The 15671-nt window shown below is 50.1% G+C and carries 12 protein-coding genes and 2 CRISPR repeat arrays (1 of these 14 cut by a window edge); of the genes, 5 read left to right on the forward strand and 7 right to left on the reverse strand.

All coding sequences use genetic code 11. The annotated features are described in order from the left end of the window. Positions 1–3 precede the first annotated feature (3 nt). From puuC to ABIE29_RS10520, 3 genes are all read left to right on the forward strand, one after another. Positions 4–1500 (forward strand): aldehyde dehydrogenase PuuC, encoded by a 1497-nt coding sequence (gene puuC, locus ABIE29_RS10510; RefSeq protein WP_429618544.1) that lies wholly within the window; start codon positions 4–6, stop codon positions 1498–1500. Between the two features lie 10 nt (positions 1501–1510). Beyond that, the gene (locus ABIE29_RS10515; protein WP_429618610.1) at positions 1511–2791 is read left to right on the forward strand and encodes an NAD(P)/FAD-dependent oxidoreductase; all 1281 of its coding nucleotides are present in this window, start codon (positions 1511–1513) and stop codon (positions 2789–2791) included. 339 nt (positions 2792–3130) lie between these two features. Next, entirely contained in the window at positions 3131–3778 is a 648-nt protein-coding gene (locus tag ABIE29_RS10520; RefSeq protein ID WP_429618545.1) for a winged helix-turn-helix domain-containing protein, read from the forward strand. Positions 3779–3835: 57 nt separating this feature from the next. Here ABIE29_RS10520 and ABIE29_RS10525 read toward each other — a convergent pair whose 3' ends face one another. Further along, positions 3836–4465 carry a LysE family translocator gene (locus ABIE29_RS10525; RefSeq protein ID WP_429618547.1) on the reverse strand — a complete coding sequence of 210 codons (630 nt, stop codon included), beginning with the start codon at positions 4463–4465 and terminating at the stop codon, positions 3836–3838. 126 nt (positions 4466–4591) lie between these two features. Between ABIE29_RS10525 and ABIE29_RS10530 the strand changes: the two genes are divergently transcribed. Next, positions 4592–4717: a hypothetical protein gene (locus ABIE29_RS10530; protein ID WP_429618548.1), complete on the forward strand. Its 126-nt coding sequence runs from the start codon at positions 4592–4594 to the stop codon at positions 4715–4717. Positions 4718–5003: 286 nt separating this feature from the next. Further along, positions 5004–5165, forward strand: coding sequence for a YnfU family zinc-binding protein (locus tag ABIE29_RS10535; protein ID WP_021178250.1), 162 nt, complete (start codon positions 5004–5006; stop codon positions 5163–5165). A gap of 33 nt (positions 5166–5198) precedes the next feature. Further along, positions 5199–6006: a CRISPR direct-repeat array (repeat unit 28 nt; unit sequence TTTCTAAGCTGCCTGTACGGCAGTGAAC). 714 nt (positions 6007–6720) lie between these two features. On the opposite strand, the gene cas6f is transcribed toward ABIE29_RS10535, so the two are convergent. From cas6f to cas1f, 6 genes are all read right to left on the reverse strand, one after another. Next, a complete protein-coding gene (gene cas6f / locus ABIE29_RS10540; protein ID WP_429618550.1) occupies positions 6721–7275 on the reverse strand; it encodes a type I-F CRISPR-associated endoribonuclease Cas6/Csy4 in 555 nt (184 codons plus the stop codon). Between the two features lie 11 nt (positions 7276–7286). Then, positions 7287–8288: a type I-F CRISPR-associated protein Csy3 gene (gene csy3, locus ABIE29_RS10545; protein ID WP_429618611.1), complete on the reverse strand. Its 1002-nt coding sequence runs from the start codon at positions 8286–8288 to the stop codon at positions 7287–7289. An 11-nt stretch (positions 8289–8299) separates the two neighbouring features. After that, on the reverse strand, positions 8300–9223 hold the full coding sequence (gene csy2, locus ABIE29_RS10550) for a type I-F CRISPR-associated protein Csy2 (protein ID WP_429618552.1): 924 nt from the start codon (positions 9221–9223) through the stop codon (positions 8300–8302). Further along, on the reverse strand, positions 9220–10572 hold the full coding sequence (gene csy1, locus ABIE29_RS10555; protein ID WP_429618553.1) for a type I-F CRISPR-associated protein Csy1: 1353 nt from the start codon (positions 10570–10572) through the stop codon (positions 9220–9222). The genes csy2 and csy1 overlap by 4 nt, the downstream gene beginning before the upstream one ends. A gap of 392 nt (positions 10573–10964) precedes the next feature. Next, the gene (gene cas3f, locus ABIE29_RS10560) at positions 10965–14231 is read right to left on the reverse strand and encodes a type I-F CRISPR-associated helicase Cas3f (RefSeq protein WP_429618555.1); all 3267 of its coding nucleotides are present in this window, start codon (positions 14229–14231) and stop codon (positions 10965–10967) included. Next, on the reverse strand, positions 14228–15208 hold the full coding sequence (cas1f, locus tag ABIE29_RS10565) for a type I-F CRISPR-associated endonuclease Cas1f (protein ID WP_429618556.1): 981 nt from the start codon (positions 15206–15208) through the stop codon (positions 14228–14230). Before cas1f ends, cas3f begins: the two co-directional genes overlap by 4 nt. 279 nt (positions 15209–15487) lie before the next feature. Continuing rightward, a CRISPR array of direct repeats spans positions 15488–15671; the repeat unit is 28 nt; unit sequence TTTCTAAGCTGCCTGTACGGCAGTGAAC (it continues 1283 nt past the right edge of the window).

Genomic DNA, 15671 nt, shown 5'->3' on the forward strand with positions numbered 1-15671 from the left:
GGTATGGACTTCCACCACCTGGAATATTGGCAACAACGGGCACAGGCCCTGAAGATTGAGAACCGGCTGTTTATCAATGGCCACTACCTCACGGCGGCCGAAGGGGAAACCTTTAGCATTCAGGATCCAGCCGAGGTTCGTGAACTGGTGCAGATGGCCCGTGGCAGTCACATCGATATCGATTTGGCCGTCAAGGCGGCTCGGGAGGTATTTGAACGCGGTGACTGGTCGCAAGCCTCCCCTGCCAAACGCAAGGCGACGTTGTTCAAACTCGCCAGCCTGATGGAAGAGCACAGCGAGCAGTTAGCGCTGTTGGAAACGTTAGATACCGGCAAACCCATTCGCCACAGCCTGCGCGATGATATTCCAGGGGCGATCCGCTGTATCCGCTGGTACGCCGAAGCTATCGACAAGGTGTATGGCGAAATAGCCCCAACCGGCCATGATGCGCTCGCCCTGATCCAGCGGGAGCCAATCGGTGTGGTGGGTGCCATCGTGCCGTGGAACTTTCCGCTGCTGTTAGCCTGCTGGAAGTTAGGCCCGGCGCTGGCAGCCGGTAACAGCGTGGTGCTGAAACCCTCGGAAAAATCACCGCTCACGGCGGTTTATCTTGGCGCTTTGGCGCAGCAGGCAGGGTTGCCGGATGGTGTCCTGAACATTATTCCTGGTTTCGGCCACGATGCAGGCAAGGCGCTGGCACTGCATAACGACGTTGATGCTCTCGCCTTTACCGGCTCCACCCTGGTGGCCAAGCAGTTGATGAAGTACGCCGGTGAATCCAACCTGAAACGCGTGTGGCTGGAGGCCGGTGGCAAGAGTGCCAACATTATCTTCGCCGACTGCCCGGACCTGGATAAGGCGGCGCAGGGCGCGGCGGCCGGGATCTTCTATAACCAGGGCCAGGTGTGCATTGCCGGTACGCGCCTGCTGGTAGAGGAAAGTATTCAGCAGGCCTTTTTACTGGCATTGCAGCGACATGCAGCGGCCTTCACACCGGGCAACCCGCTCGATCCGCAAACGCTTATGGGTACGCTGATCGACCAACAGCACTGTGAAAAAGTCACCAGCTACATCGAGCAGGGTTTGAGCCAGGGAGCCTCGCTGTTCCTTGATGGGAGAGTTCATCCGCAAAGCGATCATCACGGCTATCTCGGCCCCACCATTCTCACTCAGGTGGATAACGCGATGCACGTCGCGCGGGACGAGATATTTGGCCCGGTATTGGCCGTCACTACCTTCAACGGTGAGCAACAGGCACTCGCATTGGCCAACGACAGCGACTACGGGCTAGGTGCAGCCGTCTGGACCCGCGATCTGTCACGCGCACACCGCATGGCTCGCCAATTGAAAGCGGGCACCGTGTTCGTCAACAACTACAACGACGGCGATATGACCGTGCCGTTCGGCGGCTACAAGCAAAGTGGCAACGGCCGCGATAAGTCGCTGCATGCGCTGGATAAATTTACCGAACTGAAAACCACCTGGATTTCACTGGAATAAGGAATTGATGATGACTGAACACGTAAAAAGCTACTATGCGGCAACGGCCAATGACCATCAGCCTTATCCGCAGTTGAATGAATCGATCGACTGTGACGTCTGTATCGTGGGGGGCGGCTACACCGGCCTGTCATCGGCACTGTTTCTGGTCGAAGCCGGTTATAATGTGGTGGTGCTGGAGTCTGCCCGCATCGGCTTTGGTGCCAGCGGCCGCAACGGTGGCCAACTGGTCAACTCCTACAGCCGCGACATCGACGTGATCGAAAGCCGTTACGGTGCAGAAAGCGCCAAGCTGCTGGGTAGCATGATGTTTGAAGGCGCAGAGATTATCCGCAGCCGCATCAAGCGCTATGCCATTGACTGTGACTATCGCCCCGGCGGGATCTTCGCCGCGCTTAACAATAAGCAGTATCACGCGCTGATCGAACAAAAGCAGCACTGGGAACGTTACGGTAATACGCAACTTGAACTGCTGGATGCCGACCGTATCCGCCAGGAGGTCAGCAGCGATCGTTATGTTGGCGCATTGCTCGATCACAGCGGCGGCCATATCCACCCGCTCAACCTGGCATTGGGCGAGGCCGAGGCCATCCGCCTGCAAGGAGGGCGGATCTTCGAACAGTCCGCAGTCACCCATATCCGTCACGGAGAGCCAGCGCTGGTCAGCACCGCCAACGGCCAAGTCACCGCTCGTTACGTGATCGTAGCCGGGAATGCCTACCTGGGCGATAAACTGGAACCAAGGCTGGCCAAACGCAGTATGCCGTGCGGGACTCAAGTGGTCACCACCGAGCCCTTGGCTCCAGAAGTGGCGGCCTCACTGATCCCACAAAACTATTGCGTGGAAGATTGCAATTACCTGCTGGATTATTATCGTTTAACCGCCGATAACCGGCTGCTGTACGGCGGTGGCGTGGTCTATGGCGCCCGCGATCCGGATGATATCGACAACCTGATCCGCCCTAAACTGCTGAAAACCTTCCCACAGTTGAAAGGCGTACGCCTTGATTACCGCTGGACCGGGAATTTCTTGCTGACGCTCTCGCGCATGCCGCAGTTTGGCCGGTTGGAAAACAATGTCTACTACATGCAAGGCTACAGCGGGCACGGCGTGACCTGCACCCATCTGGCGGGCAAGCTAATAGCAGAGCTGATGCGTGGCGATGCAGAACGTTTTGACGCCTTTGCCAAACTGCCACACCTGCCGTTCTTTGGCGGCCGTAATCTGCAAATCCCCTTCACCGCCATTGGCGCTGCCTACTACACCCTGCGCGATCGAATTGGGGTTTAATGTAACGCTGTCTCAGCACCAACCTGCTGCTTAAATTGATACATTTTTCTAACTAGGCTGATTCTTAGTGATCGGGCTAGTTAGAACCTTTGTTTGGCAAAATTATCAGTAAGTTAGCGGCATTAATTTTTATTAAGTGCCAATTAATAATTTACAGTCTATTCACTTAATATTAATAACTACCATCTCTAATTAGAGCGTGTTTTAAACTAAAGTTTGTTGATTATTCTATATTTTATATTGTTTATTTGTTGCCCCACAGCCCAAAAAACAATATTATAAGACTCAGGATTAATGTTAATTAAGTTAATCATACTGTCTGACATGGAGTGAATCATCATGACTAAGCCCCAATATCTCATCGAAGGAGATGTCCTTTTCTGCCCGAATAGCGTCGGTTTTTATCATCAGGAACTTCAGGAAGAAATCGTCACCATCTCCTCCGCTGCAGCTCGACTTTTCTCCTTTCTTATTAAAAATAAAGGAGAAATTGTTGAGAGAGAAGTGCTTCTGCAAAGGGTATGGGATGATTACGGTCTACAGGCCAGCAATAATAATCTCAACCAATGCCTGAGCACGCTACGTCGGATCATCAAAAGTATGGGTATTGATAAAAACATTATAGAAACCATACCAAAAGTAGGGTTAAGAATAGCCGATAATGTGGCCATTGAAGAGATCTCAATTAATCAGAATCAACCTGAATTACCCAGTAAAAAGAAAAATAACTTTCTGAGCAAGGTTAAAATAACCTACGTTTTAATTGCACTGGTGATTATATTAGCGGTGACTAGCGTTGTGCATATATTTCACATCTATCAGCACTACTACCAATCAGATGCGAACCATACCACTATGACGTGGAACAATGCGGTCTGCGAGTTAACTGCAGACCTGTCGGCAGGCAATATGTCCAAGCTTTCCTCTTTTGTTAACACAGGCAGTCACCTATTAAAAAGAGAGCTTGTCAGCTCTCTGAAACTGTAGGCTTTTTCGCCAAATAGGGGCGCCACATGCTGCGCCCGCTGATATAACCGATAGGCTCTAACTCACATCGCTACGCCGATAAAGCGCGACACCCACGGCCAGTACGCCCAGCATGCCGGCACAGCTACGGTTTACCCAGCGCATCACGTTCGCAGAGAATTTACGCATTGCATGGCGACCGCCGTAAGCATAGATCGTCATCATCACACAGTCGATTATCGCGCTGACCAGTGCCAGAATCAGGTATTGCATAGCGAGCGATTTTTCTGGCTGAATAAACTGCGGCAGAAAGGCCGAGAAAAACAGCAGGCCCTTCGGATTGGACAAACCAACCATCAGGGAACGCAGGAATGCCGTTTTCCCGGTCGCAGCGGCGGGGCTGGCGCTTACCGCCAAAGCCTTTACCGGTGCTCGCCACAGCACCCAGGCCAGGTAGACCAGATATAACGCACCGCCCCACTTCACCACGGCAAACAGCTGCTCAGAAGCCTGCAACAACGCCCCTAGTCCGCAACCGACGGCACCGATAAGCAACAAATCGGCCAACACCGCCCCCAGAAAACCGTAACTGGCAATACGCATACCGTGGGTTGCGCCATTGTTTAGCGCCAACAGCATGGAAGGGCCAGGCGTCACCATCACCGCACTGACGGCAATCACGTAAAGCAAAAGCGTAGTTAACTCCATCAACAACTCCGGATAAATGTAAAATCTCTGCGCCGCTGCATCGCAATACGACAACATCTTTATGGGTGGGGAATATAGGGGATCTGCCCGATGTGATTCAAGTCACATTCCGTTTGGAACGGGGTGATGGAACAAGAAACCATCCCCCAAGCCATCAATTCAACAGAAAATAACCGCCATGCTGACTTATTACTCACAAATAACGAACAAATTCACAAAACGTATAAACAAACCAAAATACATACAAATTAATTAACTATAATGTTGCAATGATGCAGCAATTTATTGATGAACTCTCGTCTCAAAAAACATATAGTAATAGCAGATTAGTCATCAACGATTTCCCTGGTGTTGTTGTGTTTGCCCCGCATCTTTTGCGGGGCTTTTTTCTTGTCCTCTCCCTTCCCTTACTGGTTAGCACCTTTTTGGCGCACGGCCCCATCCCCACGTCCCTACCAATGGTTTATCAATCTATGTAGAGCTATCACCGAGCGATAAAGGTACACTGAACTCCTCCTACCTCTACCCGGTGAAAAAGATGTCTTTCTTTGATGCCTTTAAGCTTTTCGGTGATGCCCCTGTCGACGTCACTTGCCCTGAATGTGCAAAAAGTTCGCCGCAAAATCGCAGTAAGGTGAAAAAAAACGTCACGCTGATTTGCCCCCACTGTGGACATTACTTTCGTAAACGCGAAGATTGAGTTCTTCTCGCGATACCCCCGCTCTCCAGGTTAATGTTTAGCTGCCTGTACGGCAGTGAACACCGAACTAAGTGATTTTGAGATTAATAAGCGTTTCTAAGCTGCCTGTACGGCAGTGAACAGGAAGTCCCCACCTTGTGACATTGCGATTGATTTCTAAGCTGCCTGTACGGCAGTGAACCCAGCGCTTGCCAGCTTTACTACTGTTGGCCATTTCTAAGCTGCCTGTACGGCAGTGAACAAAAGTATGCGCTGAGGGCTTATAAGGTCAATTTTCTAAGCTGCCTGTACGGCAGTGAACAAATACCTTGAGAATGAATACAACAATTTCAATTTCTAAGCTGCCTGTACGGCAGTGAACCAGTGAAATGGTCTATGGAACTCCCTTTTCAGTTTCTAAGCTGCCTGTACGGCAGTGAACTACACGGTAGTGTGGTATTGGCTGCCGTTGATTTTCTAAGCTGCCTGTACGGCAGTGAACTGAAAGAATTAGATGAAACATATGGGCTAAACTTTCTAAGCTGCCTGTACGGCAGTGAACAATCATCAAATTGCACACCGTCAATATCATAATTTCTAAGCTGCCTGTACGGCAGTGAACTCTTTACCTTGCGCTTCCCGCTCATGCTTGATTTTCTAAGCTGCCTGTACGGCAGTGAACTAGCGGCTGGTGTCTGGTTTCCGGGTTTTGTATTTCTAAGCTGCCTGTACGGCAGTGAACTGGAACGTATTCTAGGAACTGGTTTTCGACTTTTTCTAAGCTGCCTGTACGGCAGTGAACCCACACCTCAGCTATAGCTACGCGGTTACCTGTTTCTAAGCTGCCTGTACGGCAGTGAACTGTTGTATCCTATCGCTAATCTACTGTTAATCAAACAATAATCTTGATATTTATCAGAAAACCCTTTTTTTACCCGTTCCTTTCTCAGTGTTTTAAATCAATGAGTTACAAATTGCTCGGAAATTAAGGGTCAGCAGGACACAACTCATTCCAGAGGTGGGCATACCTTCGTAAAATGATTACGAAGGTATCAGTTCACAAAAATCGCTGATAAGTCATATTTCTACCCTACCCGCACTACAGTGAATTGAAGCGGTAGGTAATGCCTGCCGTATTAGAGGTTGCAAACCTTCCTGTTTAGCTGCGCTCCCCCAATATGCAACTCTCGGCCTTTTGCGAGTAATCCTTAGTCTGCGCTATTTTGAAGTGGCTAAAAACCATAAATCAGACCACCAATGTTAACTTAGCCGGCCAAATACTCCCTTATATTGCAGCTTTATCGTCTCCTACCGCGAGACCAAGATTATCCAATAGCCAACTTGCCACATTGGTGAACTAGTTGTGTCTAAAGGAATAAATATCAATGTCTTTGATTAAAATAGCTGCAAGTAGCACTTACGCCGTTTCAGTATGGATGACTGCTCGTAATAATATTCATACCTGGTGGATGTTGGTGTTTTTTCTGTTCAGCTCTTGCCGATGTCATGCCACAGCTATTCATGGCTGAACCCAACCTTATAAATCAACAGGTTAGAATCAGCCATTAAATCAGGATTAAAACCACGGGATGGTTGCCGTCGCGCTTAAACCATAAGCATTAAATATCCCCTCTGTTGCGTTATCGCGGATCTTGCCTTGCTCGATAAACAACAAAAAGGTTTGCTCGCTGGATAAACTTTTTAAACGGATAAATGGCAACGCTGAGCGTTCCTCAACGGAGTCAGGAATACGCAGCCGAGCCTCTTCTTCAGTTAGCCATCCCTTGCGAACAGAACGGCGGCGTAATCGCTCGGCGCTGCTTTTGATCTGCACGCGTCGCACTGTACGGTATTTCACATTGGCAGGTACCGGCAGAATTTCGCCACATTCCGTGTAATCCCGTAGCCCTTTACGCCAAGGTAAAGTCTCAAAGGCCGTAAGCACCACTAAAGGGCCATGTAACCTTAACCTATCGCCCAGTGTTTTACCGGCAGAGGGAAAACTGACACCTATTTTTCCCTGCCCAGCAGCACCCAATGCCCTATGCAGCTTGGCAAAGAGTGCTTCCAGTAATACCGTCGTCGTGAACTCCGGATCCGGCAGCACGCGAATCTCAAGGTAATGATCCATACGTCGCCCCTTTATTCGCCTTTCTCGCCAAATACGCCGCCACGGATCAGAATGGCCATGACATAGTGTTGTTGCTCCACTTCTGGCACCTTCCCTTTGGTCACCCAATTATCCAAGAGCGTATAAAAATCCATTTTTTGTTTCGGCTGCCGATAGGCTTGCCCCCGGCTAGTCACTGAGCCATAAGGTTCCACCGCAATTGGTCCTAATGCCAACTCACTCGCGTCTGGGTACCAGCTATCAACAGTACGCAACGCATTACCGATTTTTTGTGAGTGCATGGCGGCAATATCACCCACCTGGTACAGCACCTTACTTTTCTTACTGTTGCTATCCAACACCAGTTCCTGCGATGGGAAAATCTCTTGTCCTTTACCCAATCGCACACAAGCTTCCACGCTAAAGAAAGCAAAGCTGTCCCCTGCCAAGCCTTGCTCAATTTCCTTTGCCAACTCCGCTAAATCGCCTTTCGGTTGACTAAACGTACGCAGGCTGTAATCACTGGCGTTAAATTGCCAGGTTTTCTCTTTCCCCTTTACAGTAATAGCAATCTCATCGGCACCGACACGGTTGCGCCACAGGAAGCGGCCATTTGCCAGGTTCTCAGCATAACGTCCTGCCAGTTCTTTGAAACCATGCTCTTTGACATAACCTTGGATCACCTTCGCCAATTCGGCTTGGTAAGCCTGATCGTTGCATACCGAAGGCTGCGACAAATTACCCAACACACGCAGGGTAAAGCTGACTTTTAAGGTATCAGTGTCGAACGGTAATGCAGCAACATCTACGCGCTGCAAGTTGGGCTTTTGGATCTCGGCATCCAGCTTGGCCGGATCGCTGGCGATAGCATTTTTCAGACGGTTGGAAATAGTACCACGTACTGCTTTTTCTTGGATCGCAATCGGCGTCCACTCAGGTTGTTGCCAGTTACCGGCATACATAATTGCATCAGAGTTTGCCAATTTACGTTCGAAAGCCAGGACGGATGCAGTCTTTACAGTAGCCATATGAATAATCCTTTAAGTTAATCTTCTTCGTTATATTGATAGTCTTCCGTGATGACTGGCGCCGCAGTGCGGCAGAGGTAGTCATCGCCTTGATGATGGTATTGCCATAACAACTGATTCAGATCGGTAATGCGGTGTAGGCTGCGCCACTCGCCAATGCCATAGACAGGTTCGGCAAAACGAAAAGGCGTTGTTGGATCACGTGATTTCTCGACCTCACCCGGCGCATACAGTTGAGAGATCGCACGATATCCAGTCTGAAGCGGCACCAAGTAACCAGCAGCAGGTTTTGGCTGATAGCACCATTGAGGATCTTGTTCATCTTGCGCCTGATATTTCAGCGCCGCAAAGTCTAACCACGCATCAATTAGCTCTGCCTGTGGGTTACTCTCACGCAACGTTTGATAATGATTGGCCAATAACTCGGAGCGATCGAGCAAGGCAAACCCGGGTAACAGACGGCGCATCAACTTACGCAGATCCTCTGGTTTTTCAGGAGTTCCCATCACCTTAATCGCGCCAATGTCGGTGATCACCCCACCGGCCAAGCGCTGAGTTGGACACACTTCTGCAAGGTGTGCTTCCAATGCTTTAGCGCCTTGATCGCCGTTAACTATGGTGCCGTGGCATTCCATCAATAACGAAACCGTGATATGCATCCGCCCTTCTTCATTGAACGCTGCCGTTTTCGCTTCTTTCGTCAATGGGTTGCGCGTCAAGGCAAAAGCATAATCACGCCCAGAGGAATACGCATGGAGCTGTTGCTGATGGCAAACTACACCGCAGTTTGCCAAGGTTAAACCGTGGCTCTGCTGCAATTTGCGGGATAAAGCATGGCTGTAACCGAGAAAATGAGTGATGGCAGGGAAACCATAGGTCAGCCCGGCAACGGCATTGGCGTTCTCCACCCGGACGTGACGTAATACGATCAACGTACTCATGCGAAGTCCTCCTTAAATTCTTGTTCGAACTCCCGCAGGCGACGTTTGAACAAAGACGTGGTTGACCATTCGCGGCGTTCAACCTCGCTAAACTTCATCTCTTCGGTTTTTAACTGGTGATTGAGCCAGACGCCGAAGTCGATAGCGATTTCCTTTTTCCAATCCCCACCTTCACGCTCAAACTGGAAGTCTTTATCATCCTTCATCCGCCATGGATCAAGCCACAACTGCTGCGCACGCGACAGTTGGCACTCTTCTTCCATGCTCCAGCGTTGCCAATCTTCCCTATTTTGGATCCCGGCCACATAGCTGAACAAAGTATCGATAATCTCATCCACATAGGCAGCACGCTGCTGGCGGATCTCTGTATTTCGATCCTGCGGGTTAAGGCTGCGCAGGTATTGCTTCAACTGCCACACCGCGTCTCTAGCCATCGCAGAGAATGTTTTACGCTCTTGGAAAATAGAGCTTTGGTTTAGCGGTGGCTTATTTTGGCTTTGCCAAACCGGAGCCGCGCAAGGCAGCAACCAAGTCCGACCACCACGTACGCTGTTGAGATAGGAAATATTTTGCGGCTTGGTACCGCCCATGTTTACCACAGCCGTTTTTGGGTAAATCACACGTGGCTCAGGGTGCCATTCACCTGCTTTGAAGGCTTGGTAAATCTCTTTGGAGGTATCGCTAAAACGCGCTTTGCTGATGCGGCTGTGCATTGCATGAGCCAGTGATGAAGAGAACAACGGACTTAGCAAATGGTATTCGCCCGGCCCTATCGGGAAATAGATCTGCTTGGCCAAGGTGTGAGAAGAGAGATGTTTATTGGCCAAAACTTGCTTGAATCCTACGACCCACTGTTCCAGCTGTTGCGGGTTTTCTGCCAGTTCCTGCAACGGCGCGGGGTTATCACGGCTTAAACAGGCAATCAGCGACTCGCCTTCATATTCCAACTGTAGCAACTTTGCCACGTCCAACGCCGCCGCATTGCCGACAGCATCAACAGCAGGCTGTGATAATGAAGCGGTAGAAAGAGTGTTTGTTGTCTGCTCCAACAGACCCGGGCTGAAAATACTGCTGCCCTTGGCATCGCTGTGGGTAAATTTCAGCGCATGGGTCACCAAACTGACTTGCCCAGCACGGCCTGCGGCATCGGTCAGCCAATTGCGTGGTGCGTAGTTTTTCTCCAGCTCCTGCCTTTGCTCTAATGCCGTTTGTTTAGCAACTGCGATCTCTTCGGGGTCAGTCAGCCCCGCCAATTTTTTTGCCGTCTCTTTCTCCAGCACCTCCAACTTGGGCTGCTTGCGGCTGGCTATATATTCAACAATTAAAGCGGTTAATCCGTTATCAGCCATCTAACGCTCCTTGCCTTTCCGGTTCGACGAAAGAACCGGAGCATGGTTATATATTGATATTAATGGTGAAGATAGAGACTGCCCTCGTCTCCTCGATTGATAAAGACTTGCCCTCCTCACCATAAATCAGTGGATTTATGCAAACAACACAGATAGTAACTAGTTGTATTGCCCTGCAAGCCTTGGCCATCCATCCTTGTTTCATTTTGATACCCCAGTCAGGAATACACATGTGATTGGAAGCATCTTACGAAAAATTCATCCTATGTACTACAACAAAATTCAGAAGTTCTGGTATTTGTTTTTTTAGCCGTTTACCATCACCCAACTGCCGTATAGGCAGCTTAGAAATATGTTCTACAGAGTAAACTGCCGTACAGGCAGCGGCGCACTCATTCGAGTGCGCCAAATACCCCCAAAAGCGGGTGGAAATGCCATTGATCTGCCTTGTTTTTTCGTAGATTGATCTCACCGAATTTCTGACTCACCTCTGATAACTCCATCCCCAGCTTATCGGCCAGCTCTTGGTAAATTGTGGGGTAGTCCTCAGTGAGCCAGGCACCAACGCCCTTGGCGAAAGTAACCTCAATCTCGCGAAAGTTATCGCTGAGCTTCCACCGACCAGGGACAATATCCGGGAATTTAAAGCGCGGCCTATCCACTTCATCTTCCATCCACAGATAATGCGACTCTTCCTCAGTAGATTGCCGAAATGGGCTCACCCGCTGCTGCTCCGCGCACCAAGTGGCCTGTTTGCGCCACCAAATAGCGGCGTAATATTTCTCCTCAAGATCCTGTCGTCCCTGCAACACGCTGCGTAAACAGGCATGCTCCAGATCGACCAAATTGTCATGGGCTCTCAGTTTCAAAGATTCCTGTACTCGGGGAATGGCACTGATCGTTTCATATTGCGCTGGCTGTAAAATCTCCGCCAAGTCGTGGCTGTTGAGCTGAAGCCGGTATTTCTCAGACTCAAATCCTGGCCGATAATAAGCCGGTTTATTCCCCTGCAACGCCCTCACGTTTTTTTGCAGAATATGCAGGTTTGGCGACGTACAAGGCTTCTGCCGGTGACGCTGGATACGCCCTGCCAATTGGATCAACGAGCGCATTGAACTCGGTTCAGCAATGGCCCAATCGTAATCATGATCGCGGCCAACTTCGGCAACAGATGTCGCCAGTACCACAAACAGATGATGCTGCTCAGGATAATTCGCCAATGCATGTTTGATTTCCGTGATTTGCCACAGTGCCGTTTCGCAATAGCGCGTCAGAGTTTCATCCAGCCGCCGCTCGATATGTGAACGCATCGCCAGTGGATGTTGGCTGTGATAAACACAGTAATGGACTCTCGTATTCTCTGGCGCTGACATGCGTAATAACCGCTGAGTTACCGCCACCAAAGGATTAATATTTGCCATGCGGATCACCCCCAACGACACGGTTTTACCCTCGGGATGTTCTTGATGATGAAGCGCATGCAACTGCCGCATGGCGACCAATAGTGTTTCCGCCACGCTATCCAGTACTGTGCTTTTCCGCTGGTTTACTGGTTGCACCTTAATCAACTGTGCACGGCGCAAAACTGCGACGTTTTGCAGTTTTGCCACCCGCTGCGCGATAAATGCCTCATGCGCAGCTTTAAACTCTTTCGCACCTTGTACATCGTGCGCTACGGCATCGTTCTCATCAAACCAGGCGCAACAGATATTTAATGGCGTCTCTGGCTGGCCGCACACTTGCTGATAATCCGCCCGTCCCGCTTTATATGCATTAAACAACGCCTGAACCAGCGCAGGCGGCAAAGTGGCGGAAGAGAGCAGCACGCGCGAACCTAACATTCCCGCCCAGTTGACCAGGCGGCATAACGCGGGCAAATCGGCAATATCAAAATCGTCCGGTTCATCCAACACCAGATCGGCAGTCAGCAGGCGCAACATCGGTGCGATTTGCTTGCCACCGCGCACACCTTCAGTCGCACCGATCAAATGGTCGATAGTGGTCACCAATACCGGCGCACTCAACAGTTTGTGCAAGTTGCCACTATCTTGTAGCCAACGACTTAAGCGCCCATCGTCCAGACTGCCACCGTAGCTGACGTAATGATGTTCGGCGAACAGCGCCTCTGCCGAAGCGCTGCCTGTACCGCGCAGTTCAGCTTTATCATTATTGAGTTGATGCAGTTCCCGCACGGCGGCGGAACCCACCAATACGGCCAGATCGTCATCTTCCAACATTAACCTGGTTTTAAGCGCATCGCCGGTCTGCAAGGTTAAGGTGCGTAGCCCCAAAGCAACGGAAAAACGGCAGCCTGACTTTTCATCGGCCAAGCCATACATAATTCGCGCATTGGCAAACGTTTTGCCACAGCCCGTAGAAGCCATATTAACGCCAAAGAAGCCTTGCTTAACCGAACGTTCACGAACGGCACATGCAAGATCATAAGCTCTATCCTGCCAACGGAATTGATCTGTCTTACTGCGCTGTTTGAAACCTTTATGACGTGTGATCGCCGGTAACGTGGTCCGGATATGCGGCAAGCTACGCCCCAATAACAACGCATTCTGCCCCACCCCGATATTGTGCTCATCCAGTTGTTGCTTCAACCCACCCGTTTGACGATCGGTATTGGCATATGCTTGATAAGCGGCATCTTGCCAGCCTTCCGTCGGCGCTAAGGATGAATAGTGATGATCTGCCAGCATCAGCACCAAACGCGCCATATGACTGGTGAAACGTTGGTCCAATACGCCAAATTGCATCAGTGAGGATAATTGCAACGCACGTTGGGCAAATTTGTGCGCTTTTTCCCGCCAGATAGCACTGCGCATTGGTGTGCCATGCGGGAAACCCCATACTGCACGGCGTTCTTCAACTGTCCAACCTTCAATTAGGCTATTCGTTGAGTTCCACTCTGCAACTAATTGTGTCGTTAGCCAGCCGTCCATATCCTTTAATTCTGGCGGGTTCCCACTTCCCTGCTCCATTTTAGGGTAAGCAGGCAAACGGTGATGGGAGACAATCAACCAGGCAATGGTTGTTGCCAGCGGTGGCAAAGAGAGAAATGGATTAGTAGAAACGTCAACGGAGTCCTTGATCAGGGTAGTTAACATTTGGCTTTCATCGCTCTTGTCGATCGCTGCCAGCGCCGCTAACCATTGTTTATCGCTCCGTTCTCCTACCCAGGCACAAAACAACCTCAATGAAACCCACTCATGCCGATAGGGTTGAAAATATTTCCCTTCGCCGCGTAATCCATTCTGGAATAAAAGGTTGGCCTTGCCGAAATCATGAAAAAGCCCGGCGATCCCCGCCATCAATGCAATCGCTTCTACGCTATGCCAGCTATTTTCATCCTTGCTACGGAGCACATCGCGCTCAGTGGTATTGGTCGGCACCGAACCCTCGGAGTTAAAACGCCGTAAATTGCCCACTATCCATAGCAGTTCGGTCTGATTGCCGCCTTTTATCCAGTGACAAGCCACCGCAGTATTGCGCCTGGCGGTTTTACGCAGCAGTTTTCTCAGCGTATTCAACCCTTCCAGCGTGATCGCAGTTTGCCAGGTTCTATCACCTTTACGCTCGGCGAACTGGTCCAGGATGCGGCGAGTCTCTACCAATGCCTTTTTATTGCATTGGGCAATCAGCAAAATATTCATTTGCCCACTGACGACAAGCTTTCTGCCGTTTCCTTGAGGGTATCAATCATTACATCCAACGCATCCGCTTGCTGAAATCCACGCAGACAGCGCTGGCGAAATTCCTGCTCATCTTCTCCGGCCATGGCGGCAACAAAGGCCTGCGGCAGAATCAAAGCATCTTTAATCAGATCGGCGATATCAAATACCAAACCACCACGACGAGTTTTGCCATGCAGTATTGACAGCCCATGCGGCAAGCCGATAACCCAAGCTGCCGTTGCGCCAAGTCCATACGCCAGATAATTACCATGGTCCAAAAACCGGTTAGCGGTATCGACCCCACCGCCGCGCTTAGCTCTGTTGAACTCACCGTAATTCACACTGTTGGCCGCCAGTTTATAGAGCGCTTTGGTCATAACGGCTTCTTGCACCAAGACATCGTTGCTATTTTGGCAGGAGGACAAACGCTGCATAAAATTGTCCAACACCGGATTAAGACGTGCCGCATCGATGTCGAATCCTTGTTCGCGCTGCATACGTGCCGAAAGCCAATGAGTACGTATCTGAACGATACGCTGCCGTTGAAAAGCAATAGCCGCCGCCAGGCGCTTGTCATCATCAAACCAGAAGCTGACCCAGTGCTGTAAATATTCGGTAGGCCGATATTCGCTTTGCGAGGTTAACCAAGAGACGTCCACCTCCACTTCATTAGCGGCAAATAAAGGTGTGCCACCGCCGCCACAGAATCCAACCAGCACCCCGGCTTTTGCAAACTCACGCATTGCTGCCTGAGTAACGGAAGTTCCCGTCCCCAGCATCACCGCTGTGGTATTTGCAATCGGGATGTTCCAATACAAGGATTGCTTACCTTCATCAGTGACATACTCCACCCTGCCGCCGCTGACCAGGATCCGGCAATGCTGCAGGTAGTAGAGATTCGCACGCTTTGAATGCAGAATTGTTTTTAAATCCGAAGGCGAAAATTGATTTTGCACGAAATGAAAACTTCCCTGTTTTTATGCCATAGGCCACTCAGTTCGTGATTATCTATGACAGATGCCAAAGCGATATTGCTGTTTTAGCATAACTTACTCATTAGATAGAGTGATGTAAGTTGGATTTTTTTAATTTTTATTGATTATGAATCATAAGGATGGATACAGAGTGTGAATAATTTATATCAATTACCTTAATAATTAAAACAAGCTTGGGGTGGAAAAAGTTGATTGTGCGACAGTGAACCCCAGGGCGGCCCCCAGTCCCACCACGCCAATTTTCTAAGCTGCCTGTACGGCAGTGAACCACCCGATCCCTCAGGTCGTCGTCATGCTCCTTTTCTAAGCTGCCTGTACGGCAGTGAACTATTAAAAGGCCCGATGGGTGACGCATTGGAATTTCTAAGCTGCCTGTACGGCAGTGAACGGACAACTGGCCACGCACGCCTGCTGCCCGGTTTCT

This window comes from Serratia sp. 2723, from assembly GCF_050434425.1.
GTDB lineage: Bacteria > Pseudomonadota > Gammaproteobacteria > Enterobacterales > Enterobacteriaceae > Chania.

Coding starts and splice junctions, on each gene's coding strand:
- ABIE29_RS10520 (WP_429618545.1), top strand. CDS start 3,131: ATGACTAAGCCCCAATATCTCATCGAAGGAGATGTCCTTTTCTGCCCG.
- csy1 (WP_429618553.1), bottom strand. CDS start 10,572: ATGGCTGATAACGGATTAACCGCTTTAATTGTTGAATATATAGCCAGC.
- puuC (WP_429618544.1), top strand. CDS start 4: ATGGACTTCCACCACCTGGAATATTGGCAACAACGGGCACAGGCCCTG.
- cas3f (WP_429618555.1), bottom strand. CDS start 14,231: ATGAATATTTTGCTGATTGCCCAATGCAATAAAAAGGCATTGGTAGAG.
- ABIE29_RS10530 (WP_429618548.1), top strand. CDS start 4,592: ATGGAACAAGAAACCATCCCCCAAGCCATCAATTCAACAGAAAATAAC.
- cas6f (WP_429618550.1), bottom strand. CDS start 7,275: ATGGATCATTACCTTGAGATTCGCGTGCTGCCGGATCCGGAGTTCACG.
- ABIE29_RS10535 (WP_021178250.1), top strand. CDS start 5,004: ATGTCTTTCTTTGATGCCTTTAAGCTTTTCGGTGATGCCCCTGTCGAC.
- ABIE29_RS10515 (WP_429618610.1), top strand. CDS start 1,511: ATGACTGAACACGTAAAAAGCTACTATGCGGCAACGGCCAATGACCAT.
- csy2 (WP_429618552.1), bottom strand. CDS start 9,223: ATGAGTACGTTGATCGTATTACGTCACGTCCGGGTGGAGAACGCCAAT.
- ABIE29_RS10525 (WP_429618547.1), bottom strand. CDS start 4,465: ATGGAGTTAACTACGCTTTTGCTTTACGTGATTGCCGTCAGTGCGGTG.